The organism is Halalkalibacter suaedae (assembly GCF_017939705.1).
GTDB lineage: Bacteria > Bacillota > Bacilli > Bacillales > Bacillaceae_D > Halalkalibacter > Halalkalibacter suaedae.
The window spans coordinates 1-20,638 of record NZ_JAGKSQ010000001.1; the positions used below are offsets into that span (position 1 = coordinate 1).

General features: G+C 38.1%; 22 protein-coding genes, 1 tRNA gene and 1 rRNA gene. 10 read left to right on the forward strand and 14 right to left on the reverse strand.

Annotated features, from left to right (window positions below):
• From J7W16_RS00005 to comGA, 3 genes are all read right to left on the reverse strand, one after another.
• Positions 1-328 (reverse strand): 16S ribosomal RNA (locus J7W16_RS00005); the annotation flags it as partial.
• 348 nt (positions 329-676) lie between these two features.
• Positions 677-1,714 carry a competence type IV pilus assembly protein ComGB gene (gene comGB / locus J7W16_RS00010; protein WP_210594885.1) on the reverse strand — a complete coding sequence of 346 codons (1,038 nt, stop codon included), beginning with the start codon at positions 1,712-1,714 and terminating at the stop codon, positions 677-679.
• A complete protein-coding gene (gene comGA, locus J7W16_RS00015; protein WP_210594886.1) occupies positions 1,707-2,750 on the reverse strand; it encodes a competence type IV pilus ATPase ComGA in 1,044 nt (347 codons plus the stop codon). Before comGA ends, comGB begins: the two co-directional genes overlap by 8 nt.
• Positions 2,751-2,876: 126 nt before the next feature.
• Here comGA and J7W16_RS00020 point away from each other — a divergent pair.
• Both J7W16_RS00020 and mscL read left to right on the forward strand, forming a co-directional pair.
• A tRNA-Gln gene (locus J7W16_RS00020) sits at positions 2,877-2,948 on the forward strand.
• A 110-nt stretch (positions 2,949-3,058) separates the two neighbouring features.
• Positions 3,059-3,547 (forward strand): large conductance mechanosensitive channel protein MscL, encoded by a 489-nt coding sequence (mscL, locus tag J7W16_RS00025; RefSeq protein ID WP_210595878.1) that lies wholly within the window; start codon positions 3,059-3,061, stop codon positions 3,545-3,547.
• On the opposite strand, the gene J7W16_RS00030 is transcribed toward mscL, so the two are convergent.
• Both J7W16_RS00030 and J7W16_RS00035 read right to left on the reverse strand, forming a co-directional pair.
• Positions 3,536-3,841, reverse strand: coding sequence for an HNH endonuclease (locus J7W16_RS00030; RefSeq protein ID WP_210594887.1), 306 nt, complete (start codon positions 3,839-3,841; stop codon positions 3,536-3,538). The genes mscL and J7W16_RS00030 overlap by 12 nt on opposite strands.
• Positions 3,842-3,888: 47 nt before the next feature.
• Positions 3,889-4,080 carry a hypothetical protein gene (locus J7W16_RS00035; protein ID WP_210594888.1) on the reverse strand — a complete coding sequence of 64 codons (192 nt, stop codon included), beginning with the start codon at positions 4,078-4,080 and terminating at the stop codon, positions 3,889-3,891.
• Between the two features lie 125 nt (positions 4,081-4,205).
• On the opposite strand from J7W16_RS00035, the gene J7W16_RS00040 reads away from it, so the two are divergent.
• Both J7W16_RS00040 and J7W16_RS00045 read left to right on the forward strand, forming a co-directional pair.
• Positions 4,206-6,533 (forward strand): ATP-dependent helicase, encoded by a 2,328-nt coding sequence (locus J7W16_RS00040; RefSeq protein WP_210594889.1) that lies wholly within the window; start codon positions 4,206-4,208, stop codon positions 6,531-6,533.
• A gap of 5 nt (positions 6,534-6,538) precedes the next feature.
• Positions 6,539-7,183, forward strand: coding sequence for an HD domain-containing protein (locus J7W16_RS00045; RefSeq protein ID WP_210594890.1), 645 nt, complete (start codon positions 6,539-6,541; stop codon positions 7,181-7,183).
• 472 nt (positions 7,184-7,655) lie between these two features.
• Here the strand turns inward: J7W16_RS00045 and J7W16_RS00050 are convergent, their stop codons facing one another.
• A complete protein-coding gene (locus J7W16_RS00050) occupies positions 7,656-8,042 on the reverse strand; it encodes a hypothetical protein (protein WP_210594891.1) in 387 nt (128 codons plus the stop codon).
• A 150-nt stretch (positions 8,043-8,192) separates the two neighbouring features.
• Here J7W16_RS00050 and J7W16_RS00055 point away from each other — a divergent pair, with 150 nt between their 5' ends.
• Positions 8,193-8,510, forward strand: a complete 318-nt coding sequence (locus tag J7W16_RS00055; RefSeq protein WP_210594892.1) for a hypothetical protein — start codon at positions 8,193-8,195, stop codon at positions 8,508-8,510.
• A gap of 53 nt (positions 8,511-8,563) precedes the next feature.
• Here J7W16_RS00055 and fabI read toward each other — a convergent pair whose 3' ends face one another.
• From fabI to J7W16_RS00070, 3 genes are all read right to left on the reverse strand, one after another.
• Positions 8,564-9,340, reverse strand: coding sequence for an enoyl-ACP reductase FabI (gene fabI / locus J7W16_RS00060; RefSeq protein ID WP_210595879.1), 777 nt, complete (start codon positions 9,338-9,340; stop codon positions 8,564-8,566).
• A 92-nt stretch (positions 9,341-9,432) separates the two neighbouring features.
• Positions 9,433-9,576, reverse strand: coding sequence for a hypothetical protein (locus tag J7W16_RS00065; protein ID WP_210594893.1), 144 nt, complete (start codon positions 9,574-9,576; stop codon positions 9,433-9,435).
• 141 nt (positions 9,577-9,717) lie between these two features.
• A complete protein-coding gene (locus tag J7W16_RS00070; protein ID WP_346726882.1) occupies positions 9,718-11,775 on the reverse strand; it encodes a cation:proton antiporter in 2,058 nt (685 codons plus the stop codon).
• 103 nt (positions 11,776-11,878) lie between these two features.
• On the opposite strand from J7W16_RS00070, the gene prpE reads away from it, so the two are divergent.
• On the forward strand, positions 11,879-12,619 hold the full coding sequence (gene prpE, locus J7W16_RS00075; RefSeq protein ID WP_210594894.1) for a bis(5'-nucleosyl)-tetraphosphatase PrpE: 741 nt from the start codon (positions 11,879-11,881) through the stop codon (positions 12,617-12,619).
• Between the two features lie 88 nt (positions 12,620-12,707).
• On the opposite strand, the gene J7W16_RS00080 is transcribed toward prpE, so the two are convergent.
• Genes J7W16_RS00080 through J7W16_RS00095 form a run of 4 tightly spaced genes read right to left on the reverse strand, consistent with a single transcriptional unit; the run spans position 12,708 to position 15,464 of the window.
• Positions 12,708-13,622 carry an RluA family pseudouridine synthase gene (locus J7W16_RS00080; protein WP_346726883.1) on the reverse strand — a complete coding sequence of 305 codons (915 nt, stop codon included), beginning with the start codon at positions 13,620-13,622 and terminating at the stop codon, positions 12,708-12,710.
• The gene (locus J7W16_RS00085) at positions 13,615-14,403 is read right to left on the reverse strand and encodes an NAD kinase (RefSeq protein ID WP_210594896.1); all 789 of its coding nucleotides are present in this window, start codon (positions 14,401-14,403) and stop codon (positions 13,615-13,617) included. The genes J7W16_RS00080 and J7W16_RS00085 overlap by 8 nt, the downstream gene beginning before the upstream one ends.
• A 24-nt stretch (positions 14,404-14,427) precedes the next feature.
• Entirely contained in the window at positions 14,428-15,054 is a 627-nt protein-coding gene (gene yjbM / locus J7W16_RS00090; protein WP_210594897.1) for a GTP diphosphokinase, read from the reverse strand.
• 32 nt (positions 15,055-15,086) lie between these two features.
• A complete protein-coding gene (locus J7W16_RS00095) occupies positions 15,087-15,464 on the reverse strand; it encodes a UPF0738 family protein (RefSeq protein ID WP_210594898.1) in 378 nt (125 codons plus the stop codon).
• A 141-nt stretch (positions 15,465-15,605) separates the two neighbouring features.
• Between J7W16_RS00095 and J7W16_RS00100 the strand changes: the two genes are divergently transcribed.
• The 4 genes from J7W16_RS00100 (at position 15,606) to J7W16_RS00115 (ending at position 18,405) form a co-directional block, all read left to right on the forward strand.
• Complete coding sequence (locus J7W16_RS00100) at positions 15,606-16,190, forward strand: CYTH domain-containing protein (protein ID WP_210595881.1); 585 nt, start codon at positions 15,606-15,608, stop codon at positions 16,188-16,190.
• A 90-nt stretch (positions 16,191-16,280) separates the two neighbouring features.
• The gene (locus tag J7W16_RS22055) at positions 16,281-16,928 is read left to right on the forward strand and encodes a lytic transglycosylase domain-containing protein (protein ID WP_210594899.1); all 648 of its coding nucleotides are present in this window, start codon (positions 16,281-16,283) and stop codon (positions 16,926-16,928) included.
• Between the two features lie 162 nt (positions 16,929-17,090).
• A complete protein-coding gene (locus J7W16_RS00110; RefSeq protein WP_210594900.1) occupies positions 17,091-17,468 on the forward strand; it encodes a globin domain-containing protein in 378 nt (125 codons plus the stop codon).
• A 16-nt stretch (positions 17,469-17,484) separates the two neighbouring features.
• Positions 17,485-18,405 (forward strand): ClpXP adapter SpxH family protein, encoded by a 921-nt coding sequence (locus J7W16_RS00115; RefSeq protein ID WP_246879778.1) that lies wholly within the window; start codon positions 17,485-17,487, stop codon positions 18,403-18,405.
• A 407-nt stretch (positions 18,406-18,812) separates the two neighbouring features.
• On the opposite strand, the gene pepF is transcribed toward J7W16_RS00115, so the two are convergent.
• Positions 18,813-20,615 carry an oligoendopeptidase F gene (pepF, locus tag J7W16_RS00120; protein WP_210594901.1) on the reverse strand — a complete coding sequence of 601 codons (1,803 nt, stop codon included), beginning with the start codon at positions 20,613-20,615 and terminating at the stop codon, positions 18,813-18,815.
• Positions 20,616-20,638: the final 23 nt, after the last annotated feature.

Genomic DNA, 20,638 nt, shown 5'->3' on the forward strand with positions numbered 1-20,638 from the left:
GTCCCAGTGTGGCCGATCACCCTCTCAGGTCGGCTACGCATCGTCGCCTTGGTAAGCCGTTACCTTACCAACTAGCTAATGCGTCGCGGGCCCATCCTGTAGTGATAGCCGGAGCCATCTTTTAAATGAGAACTATGCAGTTCCTATTATTATCCGGTATTAGCACCGATTTCTCGATGTTATCCCAGTCTACAGGGCAGGTTGCCCACGTGTTACTCACCCGTTCGCCGCTAACCTCTGGGAGCAAGCTCCCATTAGTCCGCTCGACTTGCATGTATTAGGCACGCCGCCAGCGTTCGTCCTGAGCCAGGATCAAACTCTCCATAAAATTGGTTTGAGTTTAAATAGCTCAATACTTGTTGCTGACTTTTTAAAAAAGTCTAAATTGACGAGATATCATTACTGTTGAAATCAACAGTAAAATCTCTATTTCGCTTGGCTTTTGTTCAGTTTTCAAAGAACTCGTTCGCCGCCTGTTCAACAGCGACTTTAATATCATAACAAATCTCAATGTCGATGTCAACAGCTTTTTTCTTTGTCGAAAACAACTCGTTCAGCGACGTTTTTTAATATAACACAAAACAAAATATAAATGCAAGAGTTTTTCCGAAAAAACATAAGCTAGCCTCTCTCCCCCCTCCAAATGAAGAGAAAGACTAGTAAGCTTTCCTACTTCCTAAACATTATTCATCATTTCATAAATAGGCATGAGCGTTAATAAAAATAATAAAAAAACAAATCCACCTACAACTAAAAATGCAACTGGTTGGATTCTTTTCAAGTACTTTTGAATTAAGTATTCTAATTCCAAATAAAGAATCTCACTGTACTGAATTAAATCTGTAGCTAAATACCCTGTTTTCGATCCATTTTCTAAGACAAATCCTAGTTCCTTCAAATATAAAGGTGACACTCTTATTAAATCAGGTAACGTATATCCTTCGCGAAGACCATTCATTAAGTTTATCCCTTCTAATTGAAATAATGAATAATAATTCTGCTGCTCAAACTGCTGTAAGGATTGCTTAATAGACATCCCCGCACACAAAAGTCTACCTAACTGTAATGAGAAGAAATAAGTAATAAGCGTCTGAAGGAACATACCTAAGATAGGAACGGATATAAAGTGTAAAGCTAAATCGTAAGCCGATTTTGCTTTTAATTTAATATAGTAAAAACCAAAGACCACAAGTAAGGAAATGAAAATGAGTGGGAGAGTATAAGGGAGATAGTATACCCCTTGTAGCAAAAGCTCTGAGTATATCGAAGAGGATTGAGTGGTTAGGAAATAAGATTTGAAATTCGGAAGGACAAACTGATACATGAACCCAAGTAGAAACAAACAAAAGCTTATTAAAATTAGTGGGTAACTAATTAATTTTAGAAACTGATGTTTAAATTTCATTTGTTGCTCTAAATAGGTTCCCGCTTGAATGAAACCTTGAGAAATATCGCCTTGTTTTTCATAAAAATACAGAAAAAGAAGCGTGCTTTTTGGTACTTTTATAAGAGAGAAACTCTCGTGAATCGTATAACCTTCCTTGAGATGTGCCAAAACAACATCCAAGCTGTGCTCTATTTGTTTAGGGACATACTGTTTAATGAAGATGAGGGAAATGTCTAAAGGGTAACCCTGTTCCAACAATCGTCCTATTCTTTTCAAAACATTCGGGATCCTTTTCATAGTATCACTTCTCAAATGAAATCTAACCATTTAGAAACCTCCATAGCTCTTTTTCACTAAGAAAGCCGAGGGCCCAAGCCTTTTTTGCTTGTTTTATCAATTCACTTTTATCCCCTTCCTGCTTCTCTATTGCATTAGTTAGTTGTTTGCCCCTTAACACACTAAATAAGGCCCCTCTTGCCTTATCACGGTACTTTTTGCAGGTAATACTACATTCTCCATCACAGAACCAACAATAGGTTGTTACTAACTGCTGAGTTGAGACCAATCTACAACACTCAGCTAAATCTTTCGGATCTACACCCAGGTTCATCATTCTCATTATTGCCGAGTAACAAGTATTTGCATGAACAGTTGCCAGAACTAAATGCCCTGTAAGTGAAGCTCGAATGGCAAGGGACGCTGTTATCTCATCTCGGATCTCTCCAATTAGTATTACATCTGGATCGTGCCTAAGGCTTGCTCTAAGAACCGTCTCATACGTCAGTCCAGCTTTGAGATTGATCTCTGCCTGAACAACATTAGTTAGGGGACGTTCTACAGGATCTTCAATTGTAATAATAGACTTACATTCCAGCTGGGTGATTTGTTCGATTAGTGCATACATTGTTGTCGATTTTCCTGAACCGGTAGGACCCGAAAAAAGACATAAGCCACTTGTGAAAGAACAAACATCGTCCAGGACCGATTTCATTTTGGGAAGAATAGATAGAGAAGTGATTGAATAGGGGGTTGTGTGTGGGAGAATTCGAATTACTAGGCTTTCCTTATCTCTATTAGGTAATGTTGAGAGTCGAAGAGAATAGATTGAGGATTGTTTACGATGCTGCATTGCGGAGCTTTGTGGCTTACGCTTTTCACCAATATCCATGCCTGAACGATACTTTAAATGGCTAATCAGTCTTTCGCCAATACTCAGTTTCAGTTCTTTCCATTTTTCAAATCGACCATGGAGGCGATAAAAAATAAGACATTGCTTACTTTCAGACAGGAAGTGAATATCTGTGGCTTTACTACTTATCGCTTCATCAATTAAAGATAAACTAAACCGTTCAATATCTTGCAACAACTTCACCTCTTTCCTTATATATATAAAATACATTCTACAATATAAATTGATTTCCTTTTTTGTGTATATTGTTTTTTCAAAACGTCTATACTATTTATTGTCGGGCAGGAAAGTATTAATCGATGGGCTATCGCCAAGTGGTAAGGCAACAGACTTTGACTCTGTTATGCGTTGGTTCGAATCCAGCTAGCCCAGTCATGAAAAGCCAAGAGGATCATCCTCTTGGCTTTTTCATTTGTTCATAATTCATTATGACAAGCATATGGTTACAGTGAATTCTTTTTTATAGAGGTGTTCTTATGAGAATCTTAAGAGAGTTTAGGGAATTTGCTGTGCGAGGAAATGTCGTTGACTTGAGTATCGGAGTGATTATCGGAACGACATTTGCCAAAATCATTGAATCACTTGTTGATGACGTAATTATGCCGCCATTTAGTCTGCTATTTGGACAAGTTGATTTTTCTAATTTGTATTTAAACCTCTCTGATAGGCGTTTTAATACTTTTGCTGAAGCTGAAGAGGCTGGAGTCCCTATGTTAAATTACGGAATATTCTTAAACCACGCTGTTCATTTTATAATCGTTGCTTTCGTTTTATTTTTAGTTGTCCGCCAAATTAATCGCATACGAAGACCAGATGAAGACCCATTACTCGAAATGAAGACAAAGAAATGTCCGCATTGTTGTAATACTATTGCTTTTAAAGCGACGAAATGTCCATTCTGTACGTCATCACTTAAAGATCCACGAACTAATTCTTCTTACTCATATGAAAAGCGAAAATCATCGTTTTGATTTTCGCTTTCTTTCATTAGACTTCTTTATTCTGATTAAACTTGTTGAAGGTTGTTTTCTTATCCATTTAATAAAACGTTTTAATTCTTCATCATCCCTCAGTCTCTCAATAGAGGTTAATCGCTCACAAATTTCCTTATTCGTGTAAAGAGCATGAATTTGTTTGTGGCAAGGAATACATAGTTGGACTGTCGGGAGGAACGTTCCACCTTCCTCCTTTGGGGTTAAATGATGAATCGTAAGCTCTACATCCTGTCGTTCACATAACTCACATTGTCCGACTCTCTTTTTCATAACGCTCCCCTTGTTACAAGAAGTTGGAAAATAACATTAGTGATCAGTTAATTCCCGCTTTGTTCATCCGGTACTCTGCTCTTCCTTATCTGTCCGTAGGCAATTACTATATAATTCAACCCAATGATAAATGCGATGAACGGTCCAAACAGAAACTGTCCTTCAATGAAGAACCCCATCAAGAAAAGAGTCATTGCAATTCCTGTAACGAGACAACCTAAAAGAAAAAATGATAGCATCCATTTTCCCTCCTTTTATGTCAATTAATTTTATTTACCTTTAAACTTTCAAAAAAAAGAATCCACACTTACGTCTAAATTTGCTACGATAGATGTGATGGCTGAACGAGAGGAGAACTGATTTCATGCAAGTAGCATACTATCAAGAAAACGTAATTAGTTTATCCACCTTCGAAAGAGAAAAGTGGCAACAATTGTATAATGCTAGTATTCGTCAACAAGTCACATGTATACATTGCCAAAGCCCAATGCGGTTTCAAATAAGCATTTGCGAGCCACCAACATTTATTCATACGAGAGCGACAGAAGAATGTATACACACTGCTAAGGTAATGGAAACGAAATTATCGAACAAACTAAATGAAGCAGAAATTGAAATAAACAACATAAATGGGTTTAACCTACCTGTAAAGAAAACAATTACTGATAGTCAGTCTGAACATGAAGGCCATTGGAAAGAGCCAGAAAATGCACGTGCATTACCAACCTTTAACAAGACTCACTCCTCAACCCATTCATGGACAGGCTATCGTCAAACATTAGCAGACAGTGGAATCTTGCTTGATGATGCACAGTGGTCCGCCGTTACGACTACTGAAGGGCCTCTACTCATATTAGCTGGTGCGGGTAGCGGAAAAACAAGAGTACTTACAACGAGAACTGCATATATGCTCACTGAGCTTCACTATGCACCTAAAGAGTTCATTCTCGTTACGTTTACTGCAAAGGCTGCAAAAGAAATGAAAGAACGTATGGCAATATACCCTGGAATTGATGCTTCCATTCTCCGGCAATTGATGATCGGGACCTTCCATAGTATATTCTATAAAATTTTACTCCATCATGATCCACAAACCTGGGCACCTTCATCCCTCTTAAAGATGGACTGGCAAAGACAAGCCATGATTAAAGAAGCCGGCCGAGAAATAACCCTTGATGAAAAAGAGTTTGCTTTTGATCAAGCCTTGACACAAATAAGCTGGTGGAAAAATCATCTTCTTTCACCAGAACAGGTCGAAGCAACTAGTCCATGGGAAGAAAAGGTATCATACTTATACAAACGCTATGAAGAGATGAGAAAATCAAAAGGAATGTTTGACTTTGATGACATGCTTTTAGGTGTATATGACCTCTTTCTTGAACAACCTCAGATACTACAACGATACCAAAAACGGTTCTCCTATGTTTCTGTAGACGAATTTCAAGATACAAACAAAGTTCAATATGAGCTGTTAACGATGCTGACCAAATCTAAGAATATTTGCGTTGTTGGAGATGATGACCAGTCAATCTACGCGTTCCGTGGAAGTGATCCAACGTATATCCTGAATTTCAATCGTGCCTATCCGAATGCAAAGACAGTTATTTTGGACCAGAATTACCGTTCAAATCATGAAATTGTCTCGGTTGCCAATAACGTCATTGCGACAAATCGAACAAGATTCCAAAAAGAATTGGTTGCACAGCGATCGACCACCAACGTTCCTTTTCTTTTTTTTCCATACGATGAAGAAGAAGAAGCAACGATGATTGTTACAGATATGAAACAAAAAATTGAAAAAGGAAGCAAGCCTTCAGATTTCGCTATTCTGTTTAGAACAAACACATCTGCCCGTGCTTTAGTTGAGCGATTAATTGAATCAACTCTACCATTTCAACTCGAAATTGATGGTGAATCCTTTTATCGTCGCAAAGCAGTCCGCAAAGTGTTGTCCTATATGAAGTTATCAATCAATCCTGATGATACTGAAGCAATTAAAGAATTAATTGGGGCACTTTTCTTAAAGCAACAGGTTGTCCAAGAGGTGAAAGCTCTTAGCATTATTAATGATTGTACACTTGTTGAAGCCCTTCCTCTTATTCAGGGACTGCAGCCTTTTCAGCTAAAAAAACTTCAGTCCTTACCTGGAAAGTTCAAAGAGTTAATAAAACAATCTCCTCTAGACGCAATTAACTTTATTGAACAGGAAATGGGCTTTGCTGATTATGTAAAGAAGCAAGGCAACGAAGGAAACAAGATGGAACGTGGTTCAGATGATGTTCGGGACTTAAAGGTCGTTGCTAACCTTCATGAAACGATTGTTGGTTTTTTAGATTATATTAATCATATGATCGCAAAATATGATGAACACCGAACTCAAAAAACAACTGACGAAGCGATTCAGCTTTTAACTATTCATCGCTCCAAAGGTCTTGAGTATAACCATGTTTATATTGTTGGTGCAGTTGAAGGTGGCCTTCCTCATGATTATGCACTTGATGCATGGCGTGAGGGCAATGACAAACCTCTTGAGGAAGAACGGAGATTGATGTATGTCGCAATGACAAGGGCGATTGACACATTAGCGATCTCTATCCCTTCTAGACGAAAAGGCAAAAAGGCTATTCGCTCACGTTTCGCTCGAGAGTTAAATCGGTTAGCAGCATCGACTAAATCAACTGTGAGAGGATAAATGCCATGAATAATAAAATCATTTCAGATACAGAAGCATGGGTGATGGTGCAACTTAAGCATGAATCTTCTGGCCATGATTGGGAACATATTAGACGTGTGACAAGACAAGCCCAAGAAATTGCAGCAATCGAGGGGGGGAGCATGCTAATTGTTACATTAGCCTCTCTACTTCATGATTTAATCGACGATAAGGTCGTTGCAGATGAAATTGAAGGGATTCAGCAGGTGACAAACTGGCTACAAAAGATGGATATAGATGAGTCCGATCGTCAGCATATCCTCACTATTATTAAGACGATCTCATTTAAAGGTGGAGGTCAAAAGCCAGTTGAATCATTGGAAGCTCAAATTGTTCAAGATGCAGATAGACTTGATGCCTTAGGTGCCATCGGAGTTGCCCGAACATTTATGTATGCTGGAAACAAAGGTCACCAAATGTATAACCCAGAATTCGCCCACCGTGATACGATGACGGTCGATGAATATCGTAAAATCCCTTCTAGTGCGGTTGGTCATTTTTATGAAAAACTACTTAGACTAAAGGATTTAATGAACACAAAAGAAGGAAAAAAACGTGCTGAAAAAAGGCATCACTTTCTTGAAGAATTCCTTCAGCAGTTCTTTCATGAATGGGGTGAAAGACCTTAAATATACACGCACTATTACTATTCTCATATTCTTAAAGAGGCTGGGACATAACTAAAGTGTCTAACTTAAAAACCGAGCAAGCAATCATGTAGCGGATGAAATATACGTAGACTCCCGCGGGATGATAAAGAGACCACTGAAAAAGTCCCTTTGAGCAGATTCGAGGAAGAAGCAATGGCTCCACTCGTTGCACGTCTGCTATGAGAAACCCACTCATAGCAAGGCTTAAGACAATGCAACGGTTTCGCTCATTGCTTAAAGGCCACTAAAAAAGGTGGAAATCACACCTTTTTTAGTGGCCTCATGATAAAGCCAAAGGTGAGGCCCCGCAGTGCAGAAGCACGAGGAGTCTCACCGGCTTCCCGCGGAAAGCGAAGTATATTTCAGGAGCAGTTTATGTCCGCTAACTACCATTGTTCGAATTTTCTATTAGTTAAATCACTTTTGTCCCAGCCTCTTAAACAAATACATGTTAATTCTCCGACATTTTCACCGATTCTACTTGATCAAGATTAAATTCCAATCGTTGTTCAGGGTTAGCTTCTGTTTGGCAAAATACTAAGTTTCCTTCGACACTTACCGTTCCTGTATAAACCGCATCAGCTACTTTCAAATCAAGCTTATTCCCTTGATTCTGTTGCAGCAACTGGAGTTGGTCTTCCATCAATATTCCTTCTTGGATCTTGGCTAAATTCACTTCATATTCCTGTTCATTGGATCCCAGTAATTCCTCCACCTGTTCCTCAACAGATTCCTCTTCATTTTTCCACTTATGATAAACAAATAACTGGTTTTCTGCCTCAACCTCGATTTCCTTTGGCTGGTAGATATACAATAATGGGAATGCACGTTTTGTCATGTCGCAAGCTCTCCTTCCCTTTAAATGATTTATATAATCACTATACGAGACGAGGACTAATAGTATGAGTCATCTTTGAAATAATTAACATGACTAAATATGGATAAGCCTCATATACTTTACAAATCATTTCTAGTTAGGGGTGTCAAAATGGAAAATGAAACGAAACAGCATTTAAAAGAAGCATTCGAATTATTTCAAGATGCGGTAAAACAATATGAAAAAGAAATTCACTCCGATGAGAGTAACGGAGATTCTGTGAAAACAATGAAAATTTATTTAAAAGAAAAGCAAGAAATTATTGAATCCTCACACTTCCTCAGTAACAATAATCAAACAGTAATTCCGGAGGGCCATGTTGTCACACTCTTTTACAAAAGAGAGCCAGTACAACAACATACTCACTATCAATCCCGCCCTGTCCATATTCGACCATGGCTGGCCTATCCGCTCCGCCACATCTGGTAACATAATTCAAAAAGGTGTCCTAAGATTACTGTTAATCTTAGGACACCTTTTACTTATAATGATAAAATATTATAACCGCTATCTACGTGAATCATTTCACCCGTAATTCCTCTAGATAGGTCACTCATCAAAAAGAGAGCCGTATCTCCGACTTCCTCTTGGGTTGTTGTTCGACGAAGAGGGGCACGTTCTTCAATCTCCTTAAGAACATCATTAAAGCCACCGATTCCTTTTGCTGCCAATGTTCGAATTGGACCAGCTGAGATCGCATTAACACGGATGTTTTCTTTCCCTAAATCATTTGCTAAATATTTCACACTAGCATCTAGAGACGCCTTGGCAACTCCCATAACATTATAATTACGAACGACTCTTTCTCCACCCAAATATGTTAGTGTAACAATACTACCACCTTCAGCCATAAGTGGTCGTGCAGCCTTTGTAACCGCAGTTAATGAATAAGCACTAATATTTTGTGCTAATAGGAATCCTTCACGAGTTGTATTCAAATACTCACCTTCAAGCTCTTCCTTATTAGCAAAGGCAATACAATGAGCGATTCCGTGAATCGTACCAACTTCTTCCTTAATTTGAGCAAACGTCTTCTCGATTTCTGCATCATCTGTCACATCACAAGGTAAAATAATATGGTCGTCTCGATCAAGGGTTTCCATTAAGCTGCGAACATTTTTTTCTAATCGTTCCCCTGCGTATGTAAAAATTAGCTTTGCACCTGCATTTGCTAGTGACTGAGCTATCCCCCATGCAATACTGCGTTTATTTGCTACTCCCATGACGACATATGTACGATTTTCTAGAGATAATTGAATCATTTCTTCCCCTCCATTGTTAGTTGTTCTTAATACCAAGTACTAATTATTATAGCACAAATCTCTCTCTCTAATGTTCAACTTTTTTTTCTTCAACCCTTCTTTGTTTCGATATTCTTTTGCTCATACTGACATGTAGGACATGTGTAGATCACATTTTGATTTGATTGAGCAGTAAGTACAGCAGTTATCTGATGTTGGTTTGTGCACTTAGGACAAGTAACAAAAATATCCATGATGACCCCTTCCTTCCAATGAGTTTGCACTTATCATCCCACAAATCACAAAAAACAATACTAAAGAACCTTCGCCCCTAGGATAGAAAAATGCCCATATTTCTAAGCTTTCGCCGAGAAGATATGGACATCTTACTAAGTTTAATCATAGGATTTATTTGATAGAAATGTTTTTGGTACTTCCATCCCTCTTGTTCCTCGTAAATCAACCTTTTGCTCTTCTTGTGGATACATCATGATAAAGCTCTTAGGATTGGCATTGGCTAAGACCCTCGGAAGTCTCTCTAGTTGCGGGTGCCAAGCAACTGTTCCTCTTCTCGCACTAAAGACAAGAACAACATCATCCACTTTCAAAAGCGGCATATGTTTCTGATGCCATTCATTCCAATTTTCTAGTTTAGTTAAAGTCACCTGAGCATCTGGTTTCACTTTTTGGAATCCTTTTTTATAGACCAATGTCTCATCTTTAATGACATAGACAGAAATAGTTGCCCCAAGCTGATTGGCCATTTTTTTAGCTACTCTAATTGGTTCATAGAAACCCAATTTATGATCAAATCCAGCAGGAATAATAATTACAATTCGTTTTGTTGTGTTTAAAGGATGACCTAACTTTGATACTAGAACCATTTGCGATGTTCGCTCAAGTAATTGATCCAATATCCCACCAAATATCTTTTGCGGTGTCGAAAGCTTCCCGTTCCAGCCTATGACAGCAGTTGTGATTCTTGTTTCTTCCATTGCTCGAATCATTCCTGTAGTAATATTAGGATCAACACGCGTTAACATATGAATTGGAACCTCTGCTCCAGCAGCATACGTCACTGCATGACCAAGTAATTTTTCAGCTTCAACAATTTTCGACGAAGAATCTTCAACCGCTCCCTGGGCTACAGATAAGGTATATAGTGACTCACTTGACTGCCCTCTAATAATAAAGGCTAAATCCATTAATGATTCCATTGTATCTGGATTGGCAATAGGCACCATGACTCTAAGTGGTGCACTAGATGGCTCATACGGCATTTGCTCTTCTTGAAGAACAATCGATCTAGCATTCTTCTCAACAAGGTATGGACCAATCATACATGTGACTAAAATCATAACAATAACAGCATTTACAGTTGCTTGATCAAATAGTCCAAGATCAAAGCCTACTAGTGTTGCTGCAAGGGTTGCTGCAGCTTGAGGAAGTGTCAACCCGAAAATAAGGTTCACTTCTTCTTTTGTATATTTATATATCTTACCTGTGATCCAAGCAGCAACATACTTACCGATAATAACAAGAATAATGACAAGAGATGCTGTAATCCAGGCTGATGGTTCCGAGATCAATACTCTTAAATCCATTAACATCCCCACTGAAAGTAGGAAGAAAGGAATAAATAAGGCATTCCCTATAAATTTAATTCGATTCATTAAAGGACTTTGTTCAAAAATAAAACGATTCAATGCTAAGCCAGCTAAAAAGGCACCAATAATTGGTTCTAAACCAGCTACTGTAGCAAAGTAAGCAGAAACGAATAGAACAGCCATCACGAATACATATTCAAGAGCCCCTTCGCTGCTTAGTGTGCGAAAGAAAAATTTAGTTACAATCGGTACAATGAGAAAAATCGCTGCAACATAGATCGCCATTGAAAGGATGAGGGTGAACCAAAAATCAACAGATATGGCTCCTTGAGTGGAACCAGCTACAACTGCTAATACTAGGAGCGCCAAAGTATCAGTCATGATACTTCCCCCAACGGACGTTGTTACAGCCTTATTTTTTGAAATTCCTAATCGACTTGCAATCGGGTATGCTAGTAATGTATGAGAACCAAGTAACGACCCCAGTAATATCGCAGCAGCTAAAGGGTAACCATAAAAATATGTGGCTCCTATTCCTAGTAGAAAAGGAAGATTGAACGATAGCAAGCCAAATGTTAAGCTTCGACCGCGATATTTCTTAAAACCATCTAAATCAATTTCTAATCCAGCAATGAAAATAATATACAGTAATCCAACCGTACCTAATAACACAATGGTTGGATCGCGATCAAGAATCCCTAATCCATTTGGTCCTACGATAACGCCTGCAAAAATGAGTCCTATAATTCCCGGAATCCGTAATCTTCTCATAATAAGTGGTGCAATGAGAAAAATAACCATCGCAATAGCGAATATAAGAACTGGATTTGTAATTGGTGATAGCAATGAGGACGTCCCTCCTTATTTTTTATGTATCATAAAGCCTCGATAAATCAAGTTTCATTACTATCTTATCTCAACTGAAAGCTTCAATTTTAGGAGGAATAATATGAAAATAGATATTATCGGTGATATCCACGGTTGTTACGAAGAGCTTCTCCTACTTTTAGAAAAACTAGGATACCAAAAGAACAACCATTTTGTCCATAGAGATGAACAAGATCGAAAGCTAGCATTTGTTGGTGATCTTACAGATCGAGGGCCAAACTCAGTTGCTGTTATCCAACTCGTTTCGCAATTAGTCGAGGCTGGACAGGCTTACTATGTTCCAGGTAACCATTGCGATAAATTATACAGGTATTTCCAAGGAAGAAAAGTTCAAATCACCCATGGCCTTGAAACTACCGTCGCTGAACTAAAGGAGCTTTCAAAAAAAGAATACAATCGAATTAGAGAACAATTCCTGACTCTTGTCGATAAATCTCCCTTATACCAAGTTCTCGATAACCGTCAACTAGTGATTGCACATGCTGGCATTCGATCTGAAGATATCGGTACTGTTAACAAACGGGTGAAGACCTTTGTTCTTTATGGAGACATTACTGGGGAAAATAATCCAGATGGAACCCCCATAAGAAGGGACTGGGCTCAAAAACATGAAGGGAAAGAATGGATTGTATATGGTCACACCCCCGTCCGTAAGCCTCGATTTATTAATCGAAGTGTAAATATAGACACTGGGTGCATTTTCGGTGGTGCACTAAGTGCATTTCGTTACCCAGAGATAACGACTATTCATGTTGACTCCCTTCAACCATTTGTTCAAGAAAAATTCAAATCCTTTGATTAACTTTTACTTAACGAATATACCATTGAAACAAAGAAGCGACAATAAATAACGGGTCTCAATAAGGAGTTGATCCTATTGAGACCCGTATTCATTCTTCTACTCTTGCTTGCTCTAATACGAGAAGCATATCCTCCGGCAAATCTGCTTCGACAATCACTTGGCGTTGATGAAAAGGATGAGTGAATTCTACCTTGTAACAATGAAGAGCTTGACGTTTCATTATGAGCTTACTTCCACCGTATAAATCATCCCCCAAAAGAGGATGATCAATTGATGAGAAATGCACTCGAATCTGATGTGTTCTGCCAGTCTCTAGCTTAATGGCAACTAAGCTATATTCGTCAAAAACATCTTCTGTCTCATAATAGGTAATGGCCCTTTTTCCATCTTCTCTTATCTTTCTAGTGATAATACTTTCAGGATTCCGTCCGATTGGTGCATTAATGATTCCTTCTTTGTTTACTAGCTTACCATGGACAATTGCTTTGTAGTATCGATGTAGCTTATCATCCTGCTGACATTTTGATAACTGATCATGGGCAAAGCGGTGTTTTGCAATGACTAATAGTCCAGATGTGTCCTTATCCAGTCGATTCACTGCATGAAAAGTACTTAAGATTTGTTGTTCATTGAAGTAACCTATTACGGCATTGGCCAGTGTTCCTTCTGTGTACAGTCGTGAAGGAATTGTAGGCATTCCGGCCTTTTTATTAATTACTAGGAAGTGATCATCTTCGTACAAAATATCCAACTTGATATGTTCAGCGAGTAAAGTGTCACTGACTTTCTCAGTAGGTAAATAAAGACTGACCAGATCACCTTTTGAAATGACTGAGCGAACAGTTACTTCCTTTTCGTTAACAAGAATTAATCCCCCATTAAATTTTATGTCAGCTAATCCACGCTTAGAAATCTGGCAAGTTTGACGTAAAAATTCTCTAAGTAATTTCCCATCGTCACTCAAGCCAACTTGCCAGGAAAGTTTCGCTACATACTTATTCACGGATGAACGATTCCTTAACTCGTTTCCAAAAAGGAAATGGTCTAAAACGAGCAAATCGGATTTTTTCATCAGCCACTCTACATTGAAGGGAAGTTATACGTCGATGCTCCAACGTATAGTGATCAACGGTCACTTGAATATCGACATCATTAAGTGGCTTTAATAAACATGTATGATGTTGTGGTAAGACAAGTGGTGACCCGATTGTTCGATAGACTCGGTTGTTTATTGAAGCCATTTCTGAAATCTGAATGGTTGGAAGTGATGGGTGTAGGATCGCCCCACCTAATGCCTTGTTGTATGCTGTACTTCCAGAAGGCGTCGATATACAAAGGCCATCCCCTCGAAAAATTTCGAATGTGTCTCCTTTAATATCAACGTTACTTACTAAAGAACCACCTATGCTTTTGATTGTGCATTCGTTCAAAGCGAGATGTCTTTCTACTTTGTCTTTCGCTTTTATTATCACTTCTAGTAAAGGATATTCGACAATATGATACGGTGTCTTCGCAATGTGAGTAACCAATTTTTCTACTTCCTCAGGAATCCAATCCGCATAAAAACCAAGATGTCCCGTATGTATTCCTACAAATGCAGTTTCATCTAGTCGCTCAGAATAGTCATGAAAAGCCTGTAAAAGTGTGCCGTCACCACCAACAGTGATGACAAGTTCCGGTTCAGAAGCATCCTCTTTTAGACCAAAATCGGATAAGTATTGGTTAATTCGATTTTTCAAGCTATTTGAAATGTCATCACCTCTTGAAGTTACGGTAAATTTCATTTCCCCTGCCTCCTCACTTTATAGCTATCCACCAAGCTCTTGTTTAGTCGTAATGATTTCTTGTGCATCTCTAACTTCATCACGTATAAGCGACATCTCTTCATCCAGTCTAAATGCTGCTTCGGCTGCTCGTTGTAGCCTCATTTTGATATCTTCAGGTATTTCCCCACTATATTTATAATTTAGAGAATGTTCGATTGTAGCCCAAAAATTCATAGAAAGGGTTCGGATCTGCATCTCAACTAGAACTTTCTTTTCTCCATTAATGGTTTGTACTGGATAACACAACACGAGATGGTAAGAACGGTATCCACTAGGCTTCTTTTCGATAATATAGTCACGTTCCTCTATAATCTCGAAATCCTGTCTGGATCGAATGAGCGAGACAACCTTCTCAATATCTTCCACAAACTGAGTGACAATTCTTACACCAGCCAAATCTTGCATTTCTTCCTCAAGTCGATCAAGAGGAATATTCTTACGTTTGGCTTTATCTAGAATACTTGAAACAGGCTTAACTCTAGCTGTTACAAACTCTATTGGCGTATGTTTTGAAGTTTGTTGATATTGTTGGCGGATTCCCTTTAATTTAATTTTCAACTCTTCAATTGCTTGCTTGTAAGGAGTCAAAAAAATTGTCCAATTGCTCATCAAATCACCATCCGTGGTTTTTCTTTATGTATTTACGACAAAAATAATTCCTGTACAGCTTTCTCCATCTTTTCACCATAATTTCCATTACCTTCGATGTTATCAACGAGATAATTCAATTCTTCACGCAAATTTGTCAATGTTAGCTTGTAATCGTTCGCTAACAACAACACAAATTCAGCTTCTTCTTCTCGGAATTTCTTTAATTGTGGCCAAGTTTCTTGCGACAACATAACATAATAAAATTCAGTTTCATCTTCAAGAATGTAGATAAAATGAAGATGATCCGAGTCAACGAGCATTCTGTCTCCAGCCTTCAATTGCTCTGTTATTTGCAAATCTAGAGTTTCTGCTATTTCGGCAATATAAGGATTACCATCTTTAATTTGAGTGACATATAGCTTTTTCATTATAACCTCCACACTAATAAACCTATCATTTCATTCCATTAGTAGTGTACCATAATTTCAAGTAGATACGTACCTATGGCATTGAGGTTTAAAAACGACTATGCCATACTATTTCAATAAACGAAAAGAGGACGTGATGTGATGAGTCAAGAAGTTGAAATTGAAGTAAAGTCAATGGTAGATAAAAACGGATATCTCACTTTATTACAAGCATTTGGATTAAACCAAAAGGATGCGATATGTCAGCATAATCATTATTTTGAGAGTAACAACTTTTCATTAAAAGAAAAGGGTGCTGGACTTCGAATTCGTGAAAAAGATGGACAATACACTCTTACCTTAAAACAACCCCACACTATCGGGAAACTTGAGACGCACCAAACATTGACGGTCGACGAATGGTTAACAGCAAAGAAAAAACATATCATACCAGTAGGAGCCGTCCAAGACCAATTAAATTCTTTACAAATTCCGATCAATGAATTACGGTATGTCGGGACATTAACAACCCATAGGATTGAAATAAACTATAATAGTGGATTACTATGTTTTGATAGAAGCGAGTACTTTGATCAGTCAGATTATGAAATTGAATTTGAAGGAAAAGATGAACAGCATGCACTTCAAACACTAACTGATATGCTAAGAGAAAACGGTCTATCACTCATAGCTACCGAAAACAAAGTTCGTCGCTTTTTCAGACGAAAACTAGAATTGAACCAATAGAGAAATCTACCAATTGTTGACTTGAGTCTGGTCTGGTATGATGGGAGTAATCATTAATTTTTCTTATAGAATAATAACGAGGTGGATGGTATGGACCTTTCATTCCTGCAAGTCAATAATATTCATGCATTGCAGATGAGATCGAACATCAATAAGCAGCAAAACATATTCCAATCAATGTTCTCATCGTTTTTACAAGAACAAATGGACAAGCTAGATATAAATCCAAGTCCTACTAATCCTAGTCTTTCAGGATATTCTGGTCTTTTTCTAAATCAAGCCTCCTTTCAAGCAGCACCTATTAGCCAAACACCTGTGGCAAAAGCAGAGCTGAAAGTCAGCACTTTGTCTGAGCGTGAAACTCAATTTCAACCATTAATTGAAAGTGCAGCAAAAAAATACAATCTTGATCCAAAGCTAATTTACTCAGTTATAAAACATGAATCCAACTTCAATCCACAAGCAAAAAGTCATGCAGGTGCGACTGGTCTTATGCAGCTAATGCCAGCAACAGCTCGTATGCTAAATGTTCATAATAGTCTTGACCCAGAACAAAACATTAATGGTGGAGCAAAATACCTCAGACAGATGCTTGATCGTTATGATGGCAATATTCAACTTGCTCTCGCAGCTTATAATGCAGGTCCGGGGAATGTAGATAAACACGGAGGAATCCCTCCATTTAAAGAAACCCAAGCCTATGTTCCAAAGGTATATAATACCTATTTAACAACGTAAATAATGATTATAATCAGGTGTCACTAAGGTCGTTCGATCTTTGTGCCATCCTTTTTTTTGTCAAAATAAATCGTCAAATTTGATGTTCCTAGGTCATATTGCTAGAATATGATATAAGAATGATTGTTTAAACAACAACTTCCTTTCAAAAGGAGAATTAACATGACTCAAGATTTATCACCATATGAGCTACTAGGTGGCGAGGACGTTTTGTCTCGCTTAGTCGACTCATTTTATGCGAATGTTTCAAAAGACCCTGATCTTTCACCTTTGTTTCCAAATGATTTGGGTGAAACTGCTCGAAAACAAAAACAATTTCTAACTCAGTTTCTTGGTGGTCCATCCTTATATACAGAAGAACATGGACATCCAATGTTACGAGCTCGACATATGCCATTCATTATTACTCCAATCCAAGCAGAAAGATGGTTAGCGTGTATGGAGAAGGCTATGGATGAGATTAATATTGAAGAGACGATTCGTGAATATATGTTACACCGACTAACAATGACTGCCCATCACATGGTGAACCATCCATAAGAAAGGAGAATGACCATTGAACCAAAAGGATTCAACTACATCTTGTAATCAGCAGCTTGGCGTTTGTGGTCTACATCCTGATGAGCAATCAATGATTAAGCGCCATAAACCAATTGAACTTTATACGTTCATTGATCCACTTTGTGCGGAATGCTGGGCATTTGAACCAATACTGAAGAAATTACAAGTTAAGTATGGAAATTATTTCAAACTTCGTATCCTAGTTGCTGGTCGACTAGAGGCTTGGAATTCTTGCATGAAAACAGCGAAGGGCCTTTCAACGGCGAAACAAAAGATTGCAGCAGTTTGGGAACGAATTGCTGAATCCTCTGGGATGTCCTGTGATGGTGATATTTGGTTAGAAACCAAAATACAGTCTCCCTATTTGGCCTCAATCGCGATTAAAGCCGCCGAACTGCAAGGACCACAAGCTGGTACACGTTTTCTTAGAAAAATGAGAGAAGCGTTATTCCTGAACAAAGAGAACATTACCGAGCAAACCGTATTACTTGAATGTGCCAAGAGTGCAGGACTAGATATTCAAGAGTTCAAAAATGATCTATCTTCCCCTAATGCAGCAAAAGCATTAAAGAATGATATTCATACAACAAATGAAATGGAAGTAGATGTTGTTCCTACTTTTGTTTTCTTTAATGTTAATGATGAAGATGATGGGATCAAAGTAACCGGAAATTATGCTTTCCATGTATATGAGGACATTCTTGAAAATTTACTTGGTTTTAAACCAGAACCTTGTCCAGCCATTACTATAGAGGAATTTTTAAGAAGATATGACTTTGTCTCTACAAAGGAAGTCGCTGTAGTTTTCGATTTATCTGAGGAGGATGCCGCAAAAAAATTAAAAGCCCTTATGCTTCAGCAAAAGGTCGAAGCGGTTCCCGTAAAATATGGAGTGTTTTGGCGAACACTCACTTAAAATAAAAGACCATTGAATGCTCTTAGGTAGCTGAAAAATAGAGTGACATTTTTCAACTACCTAATCCTTTCAACTGGTCTTTTTTTTATCACATTTTCTTATACTCCAACACATATATACATAGAATGAAATAAAGGTAATTCGTCTGAAATGTAATCTTCTTCAAAGGAGTTGTGAATAGTGAGAAAATTTAGAGTCGGTATCGGAATTTTTTTCATATTAGCTAGCTTTTACTTTTTTCTACTTTCGATTATGCAAGTATTCCCGATTTTAATCTCAGCACCTTTATTATTTGCCTCTATTTTCTTTACCCTCTCTCCTCTCTCAACACAAAAGAAGTTCAAAGGTTTTTAATACAGAAAAAAGAAGTCTCGACCAAGCTGCGGTTGAGACTCTTTTAATAAGAACTATTCTTCTAATAACTTCTCCATCTCAACTAGGGTAGCTTCAAATACAGCTAGTGCCTCCTCAATTGGCTTAGAAGAAGTCATATCAACTCCGGCATGCTTCAAGACTTCAATTGGATAGTCAGAGCTTCCTGCTTTTAGGAATTCTAGATACTTAGTAACAGCTGAATCACCTTGTTCAAGAATTTGTTTTGATAACGCAGCTGCTGCACTATAGCCTGTTGCATATTGATAGACGTAGAAATTGTAATAAAAATGTGGGATACGTGCCCATTCAAGTCCAATTTCTTCGTCGATAGTAATGTCATCACCAAAGTACTTCACATTTAAATCATAATAGGTTTTTGAGAGTAACTCCGGTGTTAATGCTTCACCTGAAGCAGCCTTCTCGTGAATCAACTGTTCAAACTCAGCAAACATCGTTTGGCGGAATACAGTACCTCTAAAGCCCTCAAGGAAATGATTAAGTAAATAGAGCTTTTCTTTAGGGTCTTCTGTGACCTTAACCATGTAATCATTTAGAAGGGCTTCATTTAATGTTGATGCCACTTCTGCCACAAAGATTGTGTAATCACCATAAATGTATGGTTGATGTAATCTTGTATAATAACTATGCAAACTATGACCAAACTCATGAGCTAATGTAAATAAATTATTAACATTATCTTGCCAATTCATAAGAATATAAGGCATTGTTCCATATGCACCAGAAGAATAAGCACCACTACGTTTTCCAACATTTTCCTCAACATCTACCCAACGTTTAGAAAACCCTTCTTTAATGATAGCAACATACTCTTCACCAAGTGGAGCCACTCCCTTTAACACAAGCTCCTGAGCTTTTTCATATGGAATCTTCATATCAACATCTTTGACTAATGGAGTATAGAGATCATACATATGTAGCTCATCTAGACCTAGAACTTTCTTCCGAAGCTTTACATAGCGATGTAATAAATCCAAACGATTATTAACTGTTTGAACAAGTTGATCATAAACAACTTCCGGAATGTGGTTCTTACTAAGTGCAGCCTCACGAGCCGATTGATACTTTCTTACATTCGCATAGAATAAATTTCGTTTCACTTGACCATTCAAGGTTGATGCGAATGTATTTTTGTACGTACCATAAGTATCATACACTGCTTTAAACGCATCTCTACGAACTCTTTGGTCGCTGCTCTCTAAAAAACGAATATAACGGCCATGAGTGACCTCAATCTCTTCACCATTCTCATCTTTAATCGTCGGAAAAGATAAGTCTGCATTATTTAACATACCAAAAGTTGTACTAGGGCTGCTTGTCACTTCACTCGCTTGTGCTAAAATCGCTTCCTCTGCTTCAGATAATACATGTGCTCTTTCTTCATTAAGTTCAGCAAACATTTGTTTGTACACATTTAATCGTTCATTCTTGCTAAGGAACTCTTCAATTCTTGATTCCTCAATCGCTAACAATTCAGGTACCATAAATGAAGCCACCTGACCAACCTGTGAAGCTAAGCTCGCCGCACGATCATTGAGACCCTGATAATACGAATTCGTCGTATCCTGATCATAACGCATATGGGCGTACGTATAGACACGTCCTAATTTCTCTGTAATTTCATTTTGCTTTTCCAGTGCAACTAAAAGAGTTGTTGCCGAATCGGCTAGCGTCCCTTTACAAGCTTGCAAATAAGGTAATTGCACCTGGATTTCCTTAAATTCTTTCTCCCACTCTTCATCAGTAGAAAAGATAGCTTCCAAATCCCATGTCTGCTCAACCGGGATGTCCTTACGGGTTTTTAACTTATTAGCCAAATGCTACACCTCCAAATACATAC

Bases quoted from the DNA above. Each gene is read 5' to 3' on its own strand.
- J7W16_RS00040 (WP_210594889.1), top strand. From the start codon at position 4,206: ATGCAAGTAGCATACTATCAAGAAAACGTAATTAGTTTATCCACCTTC.
- comGB (WP_210594885.1), bottom strand. From the start codon at position 1,714: ATGGTTAGATTTCATTTGAGAAGTGATACTATGAAAAGGATCCCGAAT.
- J7W16_RS00095 (WP_210594898.1), bottom strand. From the start codon at position 15,464: ATGAAAAAGCTATATGTCACTCAAATTAAAGATGGTAATCCTTATATT.
- J7W16_RS00085 (WP_210594896.1), bottom strand. From the start codon at position 14,403: ATGAAATTTACCGTAACTTCAAGAGGTGATGACATTTCAAATAGCTTG.
- prpE (WP_210594894.1), top strand. From the start codon at position 11,879: ATGAAAATAGATATTATCGGTGATATCCACGGTTGTTACGAAGAGCTT.
- J7W16_RS00100 (WP_210595881.1), top strand. From the start codon at position 15,606: ATGAGTCAAGAAGTTGAAATTGAAGTAAAGTCAATGGTAGATAAAAAC.
- J7W16_RS00045 (WP_210594890.1), top strand. From the start codon at position 6,539: ATGAATAATAAAATCATTTCAGATACAGAAGCATGGGTGATGGTGCAA.
- J7W16_RS00050 (WP_210594891.1), bottom strand. From the start codon at position 8,042: ATGACAAAACGTGCATTCCCATTATTGTATATCTACCAGCCAAAGGAA.
- J7W16_RS00035 (WP_210594888.1), bottom strand. From the start codon at position 4,080: ATGCTATCATTTTTTCTTTTAGGTTGTCTCGTTACAGGAATTGCAATG.
- J7W16_RS22055 (WP_210594899.1), top strand. From the start codon at position 16,281: ATGGACCTTTCATTCCTGCAAGTCAATAATATTCATGCATTGCAGATG.
- J7W16_RS00030 (WP_210594887.1), bottom strand. From the start codon at position 3,841: ATGAAAAAGAGAGTCGGACAATGTGAGTTATGTGAACGACAGGATGTA.
- J7W16_RS00065 (WP_210594893.1), bottom strand. From the start codon at position 9,576: ATGGATATTTTTGTTACTTGTCCTAAGTGCACAAACCAACATCAGATA.
- yjbM (WP_210594897.1), bottom strand. From the start codon at position 15,054: ATGAGCAATTGGACAATTTTTTTGACTCCTTACAAGCAAGCAATTGAA.
- J7W16_RS00055 (WP_210594892.1), top strand. From the start codon at position 8,193: ATGGAAAATGAAACGAAACAGCATTTAAAAGAAGCATTCGAATTATTT.
- J7W16_RS00110 (WP_210594900.1), top strand. From the start codon at position 17,091: ATGACTCAAGATTTATCACCATATGAGCTACTAGGTGGCGAGGACGTT.